This window comes from Klebsiella sp. JN_Kp126, from assembly GCF_033843325.1.
In the GTDB taxonomy this organism is placed as follows: domain Bacteria; phylum Pseudomonadota; class Gammaproteobacteria; order Enterobacterales; family Enterobacteriaceae; genus Klebsiella; species Klebsiella michiganensis.
This window is the reverse complement of sequence record NZ_JAWXQV010000089.1, coordinates 74,678-88,710: the sequence shown is the minus strand read 5'-3', so window position 1 is coordinate 88,710 and position 14,033 is coordinate 74,678. Positions and strand designations below refer to the sequence as shown.

Annotated in this window: 13 protein-coding genes and 1 other annotated feature; of the genes, 2 read left to right on the top strand and 11 right to left on the bottom strand. The window is 56.3% G+C overall.

Annotation, left to right across the window (positions count from 1 at the left end):
* Window positions 1-178 precede the first annotated feature (178 nt).
* Together SIK97_RS23905 and SIK97_RS23900 are read right to left on the bottom strand one after the other, a co-directional pair.
* Complete coding sequence (locus tag SIK97_RS23905) at window positions 179-1,501, bottom strand: 6-phospho-alpha-glucosidase (RefSeq protein ID WP_004855669.1); 1,323 nt, start codon at window positions 1,499-1,501, stop codon at window positions 179-181.
* Window positions 1,498-3,120: an alpha-glucoside-specific PTS transporter subunit IIBC gene (locus SIK97_RS23900; protein ID WP_032751816.1), complete on the bottom strand. Its 1,623-nt coding sequence runs from the start codon at window positions 3,118-3,120 to the stop codon at window positions 1,498-1,500. The genes SIK97_RS23905 and SIK97_RS23900 overlap by 4 nt, the downstream gene beginning before the upstream one ends.
* A 341-nt stretch (window positions 3,121-3,461) precedes the next feature.
* Here SIK97_RS23900 and SIK97_RS23895 point away from each other — a divergent pair, with 341 nt between their 5' ends.
* Window positions 3,462-4,208, top strand: a complete 747-nt coding sequence (locus tag SIK97_RS23895; RefSeq protein ID WP_014227323.1) for a GntR family transcriptional regulator — start codon at window positions 3,462-3,464, stop codon at window positions 4,206-4,208.
* Here SIK97_RS23895 and SIK97_RS23890 read toward each other — a convergent pair.
* From SIK97_RS23890 to ibpA, 3 genes are all read right to left on the bottom strand, one after another.
* A complete protein-coding gene (locus SIK97_RS23890) occupies window positions 4,176-5,837 on the bottom strand; it encodes a putative transporter (protein WP_032751809.1) in 1,662 nt (553 codons plus the stop codon). The two genes, SIK97_RS23895 and SIK97_RS23890, sit on opposite strands and share 33 nt — an antisense overlap.
* A gap of 196 nt (window positions 5,838-6,033) precedes the next feature.
* A complete protein-coding gene (ibpB, locus tag SIK97_RS23885; RefSeq protein WP_004107167.1) occupies window positions 6,034-6,462 on the bottom strand; it encodes a small heat shock chaperone IbpB in 429 nt (142 codons plus the stop codon).
* 118 nt (window positions 6,463-6,580) lie between these two features.
* Window positions 6,581-6,994 (bottom strand): small heat shock chaperone IbpA, encoded by a 414-nt coding sequence (ibpA, locus tag SIK97_RS23880; protein WP_004126917.1) that lies wholly within the window; start codon window positions 6,992-6,994, stop codon window positions 6,581-6,583.
* Window positions 6,988-7,062, bottom strand: a sequence feature (ROSE (Repression Of Heat Shock gene Expression) occurs in the 5'-region of heat shock genes and acts as an RNA thermometer to modulate expression.). It overlaps the preceding gene by 7 nt.
* A gap of 300 nt (window positions 7,063-7,362) precedes the next feature.
* On the opposite strand from ibpA, the gene SIK97_RS23875 reads away from it, so the two are divergent.
* The gene (locus SIK97_RS23875) at window positions 7,363-7,695 is read left to right on the top strand and encodes a YceK/YidQ family lipoprotein (RefSeq protein WP_032694303.1); all 333 of its coding nucleotides are present in this window, start codon (window positions 7,363-7,365) and stop codon (window positions 7,693-7,695) included.
* Between the two features lies 1 nt (window position 7,696).
* Here SIK97_RS23875 and SIK97_RS23870 read toward each other — a convergent pair whose 3' ends face one another.
* The 6 genes from SIK97_RS23870 to dgoR all read right to left on the bottom strand — a co-directional run bounded on the left by SIK97_RS23870 (window position 7,697) and on the right by dgoR (window position 13,799).
* Window positions 7,697-8,923 carry a DUF3748 domain-containing protein gene (locus SIK97_RS23870; RefSeq protein ID WP_032751807.1) on the bottom strand — a complete coding sequence of 409 codons (1,227 nt, stop codon included), beginning with the start codon at window positions 8,921-8,923 and terminating at the stop codon, window positions 7,697-7,699.
* A gap of 51 nt (window positions 8,924-8,974) precedes the next feature.
* Entirely contained in the window at window positions 8,975-10,312 is a 1,338-nt protein-coding gene (locus SIK97_RS23865; protein ID WP_071846050.1) for an MFS transporter, read from the bottom strand.
* A gap of 179 nt (window positions 10,313-10,491) precedes the next feature.
* Window positions 10,492-11,640, bottom strand: coding sequence for a galactonate dehydratase (dgoD, locus tag SIK97_RS23860; protein ID WP_032751806.1), 1,149 nt, complete (start codon window positions 11,638-11,640; stop codon window positions 10,492-10,494).
* Complete coding sequence (locus SIK97_RS23855) at window positions 11,637-12,254, bottom strand: 2-dehydro-3-deoxy-6-phosphogalactonate aldolase (protein ID WP_014227330.1); 618 nt, start codon at window positions 12,252-12,254, stop codon at window positions 11,637-11,639. The genes dgoD and SIK97_RS23855 overlap by 4 nt, the downstream gene beginning before the upstream one ends.
* Complete coding sequence (locus tag SIK97_RS23850) at window positions 12,238-13,113, bottom strand: 2-dehydro-3-deoxygalactonokinase (protein ID WP_025107561.1); 876 nt, start codon at window positions 13,111-13,113, stop codon at window positions 12,238-12,240. The genes SIK97_RS23855 and SIK97_RS23850 overlap by 17 nt, the downstream gene beginning before the upstream one ends.
* Window positions 13,110-13,799: a D-galactonate utilization transcriptional regulator DgoR gene (dgoR, locus tag SIK97_RS23845; RefSeq protein WP_032751803.1), complete on the bottom strand. Its 690-nt coding sequence runs from the start codon at window positions 13,797-13,799 to the stop codon at window positions 13,110-13,112. The genes SIK97_RS23850 and dgoR overlap by 4 nt, the downstream gene beginning before the upstream one ends.
* Window positions 13,800-14,033: the final 234 nt, after the last annotated feature.

The following is a 14,033-nucleotide window of genomic DNA, read 5'->3' as shown; positions in this document are numbered from 1 at the left end:
TGACTCCTTGATGGATTCCCGGTTGCGTAAAATACCGCCGATTCTACCTGACTGCCAAAGCGGAGGGCATTAATAATCGCCCCGTTTCAGAGGAAGCTCAGGCCTGATAACCGTATAAAGTCGGGCTATCAGGCCGATAAATGAATAACCGGCACCCTGTGGCTGCCGGTCAGCAGGATTAATGCAGTTCCGGCCAGTACGCTTTATTGGCCGCAATCAGGTCATCAAGAATCGCTTTCGCAACGGATGCGCTCGGCACGGTTTTCGACAGCGCAATGGCCTGCCACAGCTTGTGATAAGAGCGCTGTTCCCAGGCATCCACCACCAGTTTTTCCACCGCAACCTGCTGGCTCATCATCCCTTTCTGGAAGTGGGGAATGTCGCCTACCGTCAACGGCTCCGGTCCATTGTGGCCAACCAGGCACGGAATTTCCACCATCGCATCGGCGTCAAAGTTATGAATCGCCCCGTTGTTTGGCACAATTAGCAGCATGCGTTCCTGAGTATTAAAGGCAATCGCCGCCGCCAGATCGACGATGTAGGACGCGTGTTCGTCAATTTCCAGATCGCCTGCGGACGAGTGGCCCGCAGCAATAATGGCCCGGCAGGCGCTAAAGACGTTTTTCTCACGGTGATCCATCACCTCGTTAGCGCGGGTGCGTTCCGGATTGGAGTGCGCCACGACGTAGTCCGGGAACAGATAATACTTAAGGTAAGTATTCGGCATCGTATCCGGATCCAGCGCCTGCACGTCCTTCGCCTTGGCGAAGGTGTCGTTCCAGCTCGCCTCGGTATGGGGATCGTTTGATGGCGGAACATAGCCGAATTTCGCCACATGTTCGCGCAGTTTCGGCATCAGATCGTTACCCTGCAGATCTTCAATCGAGGTCCACCAGCCGAAGTGGTTCAGCCCATAGTAGCGCACGCGCATCTGCTTGCGGTCCTTGAGGCCGACGATTTGCGCCATCCGCCCTTCGATACCGATCGGCATATCGCAAATGTTGAGAATTCTGGCGTTCGGACGCAGGCGACGGGTCGCTTCCGCCACAATGGCCGCCGGGTTGGAGTAGTTCAGCATCCAGGCGTTCGGCGAATATTTTTCCATATAGTCCACCAGCTCCAGGACGCCGCCGATGGAGCGCATACCGTAGGCGATACCGCCAGGGCCGCAGGTTTCCTGCCCCAGCACGCCGTGGCGCAGCGGAATTTTTTCATCTTTTTCACGCATCGGGTATTTGCCCACGCGGATATGCGCCATCACGAAATCAACGTCGGTAAAGGCCGCCTGCGGGTCGGTGGTATAGCTGAATTCAATCTCCGGCGCCTGCTCTTTGAGGATCACTTTGCACGCCTCGGCGATGGTCTCCTGACGCGCGCCGTCGTTGTCGTAAAATTTCAGCGACCGCAGCGGGAAGCGATCCTGGTTCGCTAACAGCATCAGCACGATGCCCGGGGTGAAGGTACTGCCGCCGCCTGCGATAACAACTGAGAATTTTTTCATGATACTGCCTCCGTCATGGTGGTTTGTTCGGTCTGTAGAGAATCTTTGATGAGGGTTTCCAGCTGGTCGCGGACCTGAGGGACGTGCAGGCCGACGATGACCTGAATTCCGTTGCCGCGGCGGACTACGCCGTGGGCGCCCAGCGCTTTAAAGACGTCGTCGCTTTGCGTCTTCGCCATATCGACCAGCGCGATGCGCAGTCGGGTGGCGCAGTTATTAATGCTTTCGATATTGCCCGCTCCGCCCAGCGCCTGCAGGAAGCCGGCGGCCTGGCCCAGTTTGGTATCCGCAGCCCCCGCGGCGCTGGTTTTGCCGCGCGCGGCCTGATAATCCGCTTTGCTATAGAGCTTAATTTCACTCTCTTCGCGGCCCGGCGTTTTCAGGTTCAGGCGCAGAATCAACGTGCGGAAGATGACGAAGTAGAGCGCGGTGAAGCACACGCCAACGCCTATCTGGATAAACATCATTGAGGCATGGTTGTGGAACATGGGGATCCAGTTTTGCGGCAGAAACTGGTCGAGCAGGCCGCCGCCAAAGTTGCCTACCACGCCGCAGATATACATCACCGTCGCCATAGTGGCCGCCAGCACCGCATGGACGGCAAACAGCAGCGGCGAGATAAACAGGAAGGTAAACTCTAACGGCTCGGTTATTCCCACCAGTACGGCGGTCAAGGTGGCGGGAATCAGCAGACCGGCGACTTTCACGCGATTTTCCGGCGCGGCGGTGTAGTAGAGCGCCAGCGCGATACCCACGGAACCAAAGACCTTCGAGTTACCGTGCAGCGCGAATCCGCCTTCCGGGAACAGAGTTTTCAGCGCCTCGGTACTCTGGCTGAACTCATGTAAATGCTGCGCCCAGTAAACCTGAATACCGCTTTCCACTACCGCCGGGCCGAAAATAAACGGTCCGTAGACAAAGTGATGTAAACCGGTCGGGATCAGAATGCGCTCAAGGAAAATATAGACCCAGACCCCCAGCGCCCCGGCCGAGCGTAAGAAGGCCTGCAGCGATTCAATGCCCATCTGCACTTTTGGCCAGCCCAGCAAGGTCAGCCAGGCGCAGGGGATCATCGCCAGGAAGGCGACAATCACCACAAACGAGGAGCCCTGGAAAATCCCCAGAAACACCGGCAGCGGTTTATCGAAGTAGCGGTTATGCAGGGCGGTCACCAGCCCGGAGATAACGATCGCGCCGATAATGCTGGTATCGAGCGTTTTAATCCCGGCCATCATCGTCAGGCCGCTGCCTGGCGTCGGCTCCACGGAAAAATCGACGCCGAAGAAGTGGCCCCAGGTCATCCCCATGGCGTTGATGAAGTAGTTCCAGGTGAGGAAGCTGACCAGTACCGCCAGGCAGGCCCGGCCCTGGGCCTGTCTCGCCAGGCCGATCGGCAGACCGACGGCGAAAATCAGCGGCATATTACGAAAGACGGTCCAGCCGCCCTCTTCAACAATATGAACGATCTGAGCAAATAAACTATCGGGTGCTGTGAGCGCTTCCCCGACGAACATCGGGTTGCGCAGCATAATGGCGATACCCACCACGATCCCGGCGAAAGGAAAGAGTAAAACCGGGGTAAACATGGCGCCGCCAAAGCGTTGTATTTGACTGAGCATTTGAAAATCCTCATATAACAACTCATAGGGTGAGTGGCCTTATCCATACCCGACATGCTTCACGTACCGCGGTGAATGATTCAGGGTAATTATTTGTACTGGCCTGAAACGAGAATAGAAATTTGCCCGGTCGACAACATGCGGAGCCGTTACGATTCGTGATCGCTTTCATGGTTTTAATTGCGCCAATGTTGTCTACTTTTTAAGTAAAAATTAGACATTCTGAATTGCGCTGATTACGCCTCTGTAACGAAGCGTATTTATCCATATGTATTAACTCTATTTTTAAAGCTAATAATCCGTGCATCATCGTTTTCAACTGAGTGAATAGAGGTCTACTGGTGATCTACAAATCCATCGCCGACAGATTACGTTTGCGCCTCAACTCCTCCGATTTCGAAGTCGGCAGCCCGCTTCCCGGGGAAAAAAAGCTGGCGGAAGAGTTCGGCGTCGCGCGCATGACTATCCGCAAAGCCATCGATCTGCTGGTCACCTGGGGACTGGTGGTGCGTCGGCACGGCTCCGGCACCTACGTCGCCCGCAAAGACCTGCATCATGAAACCAGCAATCTGACCGGGCTGGCCGAGGTGCTGCGCAAGCAGGGTAAAGAGGTGGTCAGCCGGGTATTGGTTTTTGAGGTGATGCCCGCCCCCCCGGCTATCGCCAGCCTGCTGCGGATACAAATTGATGAACGGATCTACTTCTCGCGCCGGGTGCGCTATGTCGATGGCAAGCCGCTAATGCTGGAGGACAGCTATATGCCGGTGAAGCTGTTTCGCAATCTGTCGCTGGTGCATCTGGAAGGGTCGAAGTTCGATTACATCGAGAAGGAGTGTGGCATAACCATTAGCGGCAACTATGAAACGCTGTCGCCGGTGCTGGCGGACAGGCAGCTGGCGCAGTCGATGAACGTGCCGGAGCAGACGCCGCTGCTGCGTATAACCTCCCTTTCCTACAGCGACAGCGGCGAGTTTCTTAACTATTCAGTGATGTTCCGTAACGCCAGCGAGTATCAGGTGGACTACCACCTGCGGCGCGTCCAGGCGGAGAATCCGTTAACCTATCCCCCAGAACAGCACCGCCAGTAGCTGCGGCGTAATAATACGTAAGAACATGACCAGCGGATAAACGGTCGCGTAAGAGAGCGCCGCCGCGCCGCTGGTGGCATGCAGATTATTGGCAAAGGCCAGCGCGGGCGGGTCGGTCATTGAACCGGCCAGCATCCCGCACAGGGTCAGGTAGTTCATCTTCGCCAGCATCCGCGCCAGAATACCGACAGCCAGCAGTGGGATAGCGGTGATAAAGATGCCGTAGACAATCCAGCTCATGCCATCACCGTCAATCAGCGTCGCCACAAAATCGCCGCCGGATTTCAGGCCAACCACCGCGAGAAACAGCACAATGCCCAGCTCGCGCAGCGCAAGGTTAGCGCTGGGCGGCATAAACCAGTAGAGCTTACCGATGCTGCCGATACGCCCGAGGATCAGCGCCATAATCAGCGGCCCCCCTGCCAGGCCCAGCTTCAGCGCCGCCGGGAACCCCGGAATAAACAGCGGAATGGAGCCCAGCAGCACGCCCAGGCCAATACCGATAAATACCGGCAGCATCTGCACCTGCTGCAGTTTTTGCTGGGCGTTGCCCAGCTCGGCGGCCACCGCGTCAATCGCCTCCGGACGGCCGACGAGGTTAAGAATATCGCCGAACTGCAGGCTGGCATGGCTGCTGGCGACCAGCTCAACCCCGGCGCGATTGAGTCGCGAGATCACCACGTCATAGCGCTGTTTAAAGTGCAGATCGCGTATGCGTTTACCCAATACTTTTTCGTTAGTGACCACCACGCGCTCGACTTTCAGATCGGTACCGCGCGTGGAGAGCGAAGTGGAAACCTCCTTGCCAATCACCAGCTGGGCATTGTGTAAATCCTCCGGTCGCCCGACCAGGTGCAGCAGGTCCCCGAGCTGAATCAGGGTATTCGGCGCGGGCACCATCAGCATCTCCTCGCGCTTGAGACGCGAGCAGATCAGCTTGTCGCTGTTAAGCATCGGCACATCCTGAATCGCCATATTGTTCAGGTTGGGGTTTTCAACCCGCACGTTGATGGTCTGGAGATGCGCATGGCCATTGCCGCTGTTTTCATCAAATTGCTGAGCCTCTTTCTCAACGTTGATGCGGAAGAACAGCCGGACCAGCCACATGGTCAGCAAAATGCCGCAGATGCCAAACGGATAGGCCATGGCGTAGCTCATACCCATCTGATCGACGGTATCAAGCGGCACGCCAAGGTCGCGCAGGATCTGCTGCCCGGCCCCCAGCGCAGGCGTGTTGGTTACCGCACCGGAAAAGATCCCGAGCACCACGGGGAGAGGGATATCAAACAGTTTATGCAGGACCGCGGTAACCAGACCGCCGAGAATCACAATCAGAATGGCGAACAGGTTAAGCCGCAGGCCAGAGACGCGCAGCGAAGCGAAGAAGCCCGGCCCCACCTGGATCCCGATGGTGTACACGAAGAGGATCAGGCCGAATTCCTGAATAAAGTGCAGCATTGGGCTACTGAGCGTAATGCCCGCCTGGTCCACAAAGTGGCCGACGATAATACCGCCAAACAGCACGCCTCCGATACCGAAGCCGACACCGCGCACTTTTACATTGCCGATCCACAATCCGACTACCGCCACCAGCGCCAATACGCTAACGGTCAATGCTATATCACTCATCGTCTCTTCCCTGTGTATAACATTACGCACAATGAGGATTATGACCGGTAGTCACCAGGCTGTATGCCGCCTGGCGCACAATAATCACGGGATCAGCCAACGACCATTTTGTTGAACACAGCAAGAAAGGACAAAGTAATGTGTATCACGCACAAAAAAGCCCCGAAAATCGGGGCCTTATAAGTGATTCGCTTAATTAGCTCTGTAACGCAGGGCGCTCGCTGATGGCGATGCGCTGCGGGGCGATCTGTTCCGGCTCGTTGCGGGTCAAATCGATATGCAGCAGGCCGTTAGTAAAGGTTGCCCCGGAGACTTCCATATTTTCGGCGAGCGTGAAGCTCAGGCTAAATGCCTGGTTAACCAGCCCCTGGTGCAGCCATTTGGTCTCTTTTTCCGGCTGCTGCGGCGCGCCTTTTACCGTCAGGCGCGTGCCTTCAAGCTGGATATCCAAATCTTCCTGACGGAAACCGGCCAGCGCAAGGGTAATGCGATAGTGGTTGTCGTCGCTTTTTTCGATGTTATAGGGCGGGAAGCTCTGGCTTTCACCGGCGGTTTGTAGCGCGTTGGCCAGTTTGTCAAAACCGATCCATTGACGCAGCAGCGGGGATAAATCGTAGTTACGCATAGTCTTTCTCCTTCTAAGAAGCGAGTGGATATCTGCAAATCCTGTGGATTCGCCTTTGCCCCCTGACGGCGGGCAGTTTTTTTGAATGAATACCGGGCCGCCTTCGCGGCCCAACAAATTAGTTGATCTCGATACGGCGCGGCTTATTCGCTTCAGGAATAACTCGCTCAAGGTCGATATACAGCAGACCGTTTACCAGGTTGGCGCCGCGAATATGAATATTTTCCGCAAGCTGGAATTTACGCTCAAAATTGCGTTCAGCGATGCCCTGATACAGGTAAGTGCGCTCTTTCTGCTCGGCGGCATGGGCGCCTTTTACGATAAGCAGATTATCCTGCGCGGTAATTTCCAGTTCGCTCTCGGCAAAACCGGCAACGGCAATCGCGATGCGGTAGTTGTTCTCGTCTACTAACTCAACGTTGTACGGAGGATAGCCGCCATTACTCTGGCTTTGATTATTTTCTAACAGATTGAAAAGGCGGTCGAAACCAATAGCAGAACGATACAGCGGGGAGAGATCGAAATTACGCATAATACATAGCTCCTGAAATCAGCGAGAATTATCTGACCTTCCATCATGGACAGGCCGTTATTACCCGGAATACCCATTCGGCGTATTCTCCGGGAGACACATTCCTAAAATGGGTATATCCATGACCTTTTCAAGGGGAAATGGGCAATTTTTTTTGCAGTTTGCGGTCTATTGCTTAGACTGGAGGGACAGCACAAAAGGCAAAGTGCGACGCCTGCCACAGTGCGGCGCAATGGCACTATGCATCCATGGAATGGCCCGATATAACCGATATGTACGCCATTCTTCAGGCCGCGGCTCTGTTGGCTGCGCCCTGCATGATTTTGTACATAGAAGGTTCTATCAACGCCCGTAACGATGACGGAAAAATGATGAAAAACGGTCTGTTAAAGCTGGTCCTGTTTAGCGGGATGATAAGTTTAGGCGGTTGCTCCAGCGTGATGTCACATACCGGCGGTAAGGAAGGAACCTATCCGGGAACGCGCGCCAGCGCGCAAATGCTGGGAGATAGCGATGCCAACTGGGGTACGAAATCCCTGGTGGCGCTGGATATGCCGCTCACGGCCGTTATGGACACGCTGCTGCTACCGTGGGATATGTTCCGCACCGATAGCTCGGTTAAATCGCGCGTGGAAAAGAGCGAGAAAGAGACGCTGGCGACCAACGCAGTGATCCCGCCAGCGCCAATGCCGACCCCCTGATTTAGCGCGCCGTTGCGGTTACCCACAGCTGGCGGTAACCGTCCACCTCCTCCATCCAGGCAAGCCGTGTGCCGTCTGGCGAAAAGACGACCGCGTCGGCCGAAGGCGGATTGGCATGCTCATCAGTCAAAAAGTCGATTTCCCCGCTTCGCGCATCACAAAGCGCGATGCGGTTTTCCAGCACAAAGCCCAGCCATTTTCCTGACGGATGCCAGTTAAACGCCGACTGGATATCGGATCGGCTGTTGGTCAGCTGCCGCAGCTTGTCTCCCTGCGCCGAGATAAGCCACATTTGCACCACGCCGGCCTCGTCGCGCATCAGAAAAGCGATGTCCGTTGCCGACGGATTAGCGCGCACCCAATGACGCGGCGTATTCACCAGTCCCGGGTAACGGCGTTGGTGGGTAAACGTTAAGCGACGCTGAACAACGCCGGCAGGGGGAGCCGGCATCGTGGTTTCCGTTCCTGCCAATGGCGCATCGCCAGGCTGCTTCCAGCCCTGTTCGCTCTCCGGCAGCTCGACAATAAATAGCTCCGGCACTTTGTCGCCATTTACCGCCAGCGTATCGCCAATAAACGCCAGCGCCCGGTTGCCCACCCAGCCCTCTTCATAGGCGCGATTAATCTCGTCGCTGCCCGGCGCGGGGGTCGGCGTTGTGCGGCTGACCAGCACGCACCAGTGGCTGCCGCCGTATTCTCGTGGATGATCCCCACGCGGTACTACCGGGCCATAGGGAACCGCCACGCCAACGTTGCGCAAATCCAGCGCCGGATCGCGTTCATGCAGCACGTGGTCGTTATAGGTAAAGCTGACAAATTCGCCGCTCGGGCTGAAGACATGCACATGGCTGCCGCCGCGCAGCGCGCCGGGTGTATAGGGGGCGGAAATATCCATCGCATCGAGGTTATGCGTATCTCCCTGCCAGGACACCACGCCGCGACGATGGTGGAAATCGTAATGCCAGCGCTCGTCAGGGTTTTCCGGGCCGTGGATAAAGACATATTTATCTATCGATGGATGAACGGTCACCACGCCAACGTACGCGCCCTGTCCGGCACGGTAGAGGATCTCAACCTCTCCCGTCTCGACATTCACCCGCTCGATGGTTTCGCCGGTAAAAGAGGCGCCAGAGGGACGAACGTCGAAAACCAGCCACCGGCTGTCCGCCGTCCAGGCGCGCGTGTTGGTAAGCTGATGATGACGGGGAGCAAAGGTGACTTGTTTCATAAACATACCCTGATGCGAGACTTTCGCATCAGGGTATCGTATCGGAAAGAATTAGCCTACTCGTTTGACATCCCCCACCAGCAGGATGTAAGAGAGCGCGCCCACCAGCGCAATAACGGAAATATAAACCAGCGCAGGGGCAAAACCATAATCCTGGGCCAGATAGCCCACCACCAGCGGAACGGTGATACCGCCCAGCCCGCCGACGAAATTAAACATCCCACCGGTCAACCCGATAAGCCGCATCGGCGCAAGCGAAGAGACCAGCGACCAGGTAATGGAAGCGAAGCCGTTACCGAAGAAGGCCAGCGCCATCAGGACCATAATCCACACCGGATCGTTGGTATAGTTTGCGCCCATGATGCAGGTCGAGATCAGCAGGCCGCAGATAATCGGGGTTTTACGCGCGGCGCCTAATGAGAAACCTTTTCTCACCAGCCTGTCCGCCAGCCAGCCGGAGAGCAGCACGCCAACAAAGGCGGCAAGGAACGGAACCGTGGTCATAAAGCCCGCTTTCAGCGCCGTAATCCCCTTTTCCTGGGTCAGATAGTTGGGGAACCAGGTCAGGAAGAACCACAGCGTCGAGGTCACGGCAAACTGTCCAAGGTAAACGCCAATCAGTTTGCGATGGAATACCAGCTTCCAGTCGGCTTTGGTCAGCGGCTGCCGCGCCTCTTTTTTAACGGGCGCATCGCCGTCCACCAGACCACCGCCGTCGCGAATATAATCCAGCTCGGCTTTGCTGATGCTTTTCGTCAGACGCGGTGGCTGATAAACCTTAATCCAAATCAGTGACCATACGATCCCGATAGCGCCGGTAACGATAAATACCCAGTGCCAGCTCAGCATTTCCTGAATCCAGATTAATAGCGGGGTCAGGAATGCCAGCCCGACAAACTGGCCTGAGGTGTAAAAACCGACGGCTGATGCGCGCTCGTGCTCCGGAAACCAGCTGGTCACCATGCGATTATTGGTGGGAAACGCCGGCGCTTCAAATATCCCGGTAATCGCGCGCAGGCCAATCAACGACATCAGCCCCGTGGCAAATCCCTGCAGTAGCGTCGCCACCGACCAGCCAAAAATAGCGATAAAGTAGGTCAGCCTCGAGCCCACGCGGTCAAGGAACCAACCGCCGGGAATCTGGCAAAGCGTATACAGCCACGCGAAGGCGGAAAATACATATCCCATTTCCGCTTTGGTAATACCAAACTCTTCCTGAATATGCGCCGATGCCACCGCAAGGTTGGCGCGATCAACATAACAAATCACCACGGTAATAAAGATCATAATCAGCGTCAAATAACGACGACGCCCGGGTTTTGCAGCTGTAACTGAAATATCCATCGCAATCTGTCTCCAGATTTTGGGCATAGCGAGGCCGCTCACCATGCCCGGTAATTTACAGAGGGTTTATTTAAATTTTTTATTAATAACTTAACCGTAATGCGCTAAATAATTTGTGCTGGGGAAAGGCGGCAAATTTTCGCATTCCCAGGAGCATACATTAGTATGTGACTGGGATAAGAAAATGCAGCCAACGCATCAGCAGCGCAAAGTATGACGCGCATTTACCATTCGGCGACGCTACCATCCTCATGCCGCCACAACGGATTACGCCAGTCCGGCGCATTCTGACTTAATTCAATGACCCGCGCTTCATCGACTTCTACGCCAAGCCCGGGCTTCATTAATGGTTTAAAGAAACCGCCTTCCATATTGAAGTCGTCTTTATTTTTCACAAAGTCGAGTAATTCCGCGCCCTTGTTATAGTGAATGCCCATACTTTGCTCCTGGAAGACGGCGTTATAGGAGACAAAATCGACGTGCAGGCAGGCGGCAAGCGCAACAGGCCCCAGCGGGCAGTGCGGCGCCAGCGCCACGTCGTAGGCTTCGGCCATTCCGGCGATTTTATAGCACTCGGTAATACCGCCCGCGTGCGACAGATCGGGTTGGAGAATGGCCAGCCCACCGGCTTCCAGCACGCGTTTAAACTCGAAGCGCGAGAACATGCGTTCGCCCGCCGCGATAGGAATCGAGGTTTGCGCCGCCAGTCGCGGATAATATTCCGCCTGCTCGGCAAGAACCGGCTCTTCAATAAACAGCGGGCGATATTGCTCCAGCTCTTTAATCAGCACCTTCGCCATTGGCGCGCTAACGCGGCCGTGAAAATCGAGACCGAACTCAATTTCATTGCCGAACGCTTCGCGAATTTGCGCGACGGTATTCACCGCCGCATCCACCGCGCGAGAATTATCGATCAGCCCCAGCTCTTCGCAGCCGTTTAATTTGAAGGTATCAAAACCAATACCGCGCAGCTTCTTGATGCCATCAATCACCTCTGCCGGACGGTCGCCGCCAACCCAGCTGTAGGCTTTGATTTTGTCACGCACCAGGCCGCCCATTAGCTGCCAGACCGGCGCGTTCAGCACTTTGCCTTTAATATCCCACAGCGCCTGGTCGATACCGGCGATGGCGCTCATTAAAATCGGGCCGCCGCGGTAAAAGCCCGCGCGGTACATCACCTGCCACAGGTCGTTAATCCGCGCCGGATCCTGGCCTATGAGATATTCGCCGAGCTCATGCACCGCCGCCTCTACGGTGCGCGCGCGCCCTTCAATCACGGGCTCGCCCCAGCCAACCACGCCTTCGTCGGTTTCAATTTTTAGAAACATCCAGCGCGGGGGTAAACGATACGTGGTGAGTTTGGTTATTTTCATTGCACTGCCTCTCGATACGCTTTAACAAATGCTGCCGCCTGCCGTTGGGTACGCTCTACGGATTGGCCAGCGCGATAGAGATCGCTGCCCAGCCCGGCACCGGTACAGCCTGCTTTTATCCACTGCGCCAGATTTTCCGGCGTCACGCCGCCCACCGCAAAAACGGGCACCTCCGGTGGCAAAACGGCCTTTAGCGCTTTGATGTAGTCAGGGCCAAAAGCCGAAGATGGGAAGACTTTCAACGCCTGAGCCCCGGCGTCCAGCGCGGCGAACGCTTCCGTCGCCGTCGCGCATCCGGGACAAACCGTCATGCCGTAGCTCACCGCACGGCGAATGACCTCGGGCTGAATATTGGGCGTGACGATAAGCCTGCAGCCCATTCGGGCAAGCTGGTCCACCCGCTCTGCATTAAGCACGGTGCCCGCGCCAATCAGCGCCTTATCACCATAAGCCTCAACAACGGCGGGAATACTCTTTTCCCACTGCGGTGAGTTGAGCGGAATTTCAACGGCGTCGAAGCCGGCGTCGATCGCCGCCCCCACGTGCGCCAGCGCCTCTTCCGGCGTAATCCCGCGCAGGATAGCGATAAGCGGTAAGTTAGTTTGCCACTGCATGGATGATGCTCCTTATTCCTGTCTGAAATGCGTTGTCGCCCGACACCACGGTGGTCTGACGGCCAATGGCGCTCAGTGCCTGCTGATAGCGGTTCGCCAGCGTCTCGCCGGCGACAATGGTGACCTGCTGGTCGCGAAAGCGTTGGCTCAGGGTGGCGACTTCCGCGCCAATCAGCAGTCCCGACAGAAACTCGCCAACATGCGCGCGCGGCAGCGAACCCAGCACGTGTGAAGCGCGAACCTCAAAAAGCTGCGGCAGGATGTCTGGCGAATGCAGGCCGCGCTCAAGCCCGGCGTTAAACGCGTCAGGAGCGGAGACCTGCTCCGGTAACCCGGCGCCGACCAGCGAGTGGCGCAGCAGCAGATGATGCAGTTCACCGGTCATCACCGTGCGAAAGTCGTTAATTTGTTGGCGGTCTGCCTGCACCCATTTGCAGTGGGTGCCGGGCATCACGTAGACGGAAGAAGGGGCTATCGCCCGCGCGCCGAGGAGCTGAGTCTCTTCGCCGCGCATCACATTATGGTTATCGTCGCGAGAGACGCTGAGTCCGGGAATAATCCAGACGTTGTCGCTAACGGCAGTTAATTGTTCACCAATGGCGGAGAAATGAACGGGAACCGGCAAGTAGGGTACCGCCTGCCAGCCGACGTTACTGCCGACCATTCCGGCCATCACCGCCGGGGTCGCGCCGTCGCGCCAGCCCCGGGTTATTTCGCTAAACACCGCGGCGGGGGAGTGTCCGTTCAGACGCGTGACGCCTGCTTCCGATTGCCTGCTCTCCAGACACCGTTCGCCCTGATAGAGCCAGGCGCGCAGGTTGGTCGATCCCCAGTCAATTGCGATGTAGCGAGATGTCATGTGATTTCCTTTAACCTTCGTGTCGAGCTGGCGATCATGGTGAGCGCCGCCTGCTCCGCCGCTTCGCTGTCCTGATGCCGGATGGCGTCAAACAGCGCCTTATGTTCCTGGAGCGTTTTCGGCATGTTGGCCTCATCGCCCATCCACGTTCTTTCAAATACCGCCCGCTGTAGCGAGCTGATCGCCACGTTGAGCTGCTGCAGAACCGGGTTATGCACCGACTGCAGCACCGCCTCGTGATAGCGAATATCCGCTTCGTTAAACGCTTCCCTGTCCTGGTTATTGGCGATCATGTCGTTGAGCGCGTCTTCTATTTGCGCCAGGTCGCTCGACGTCGCGCGCTCTGCCGCCCAGCGGGCGATCGCGGGTTCAACCAGGTTACGTACCTCGCTCATCGCGCTAATCAGCCGCGGGTCGTAATCACTCTCCAGCACCCACTGTAAAACGTCGGTGTCGAGATAATTCCACTGGTTGCGCGGGGTAACGAACGCGCCGCGATAGCGCTTCATTTCAATCAGCCGCTTAGCCATCAACGAACGGAACACTTCGCGAATGATATTGCGCGAGGTGGCAAACTCCTCACACAGGTCGGCTTCAGCGGGCAGCGCAGAGCCGGGAACGTATTTGCCGCTGACAATCTGCTTGCCCAGCGTGATGACGATGCGATCGGTTTTATTGAGAGTCATGGAAAGTCCTTGTGCTCTGGATGTCTCTCTACTTTACCGCGACAGGCGGTTTTAACCGCAACTTTGTAGTACTAACGTGATGTCACTCGTCATCGCCATGGACACAATGTAGTACAACACAAACATGTTGTACTACAATTTAGATCACAAAAACGACAATTCGGTTTGGGGATTTTGCGGCGGGTTAAACTCAGGGCATAAAAAAACCCGCGATAAACGCGGGTTTTTCAGAAA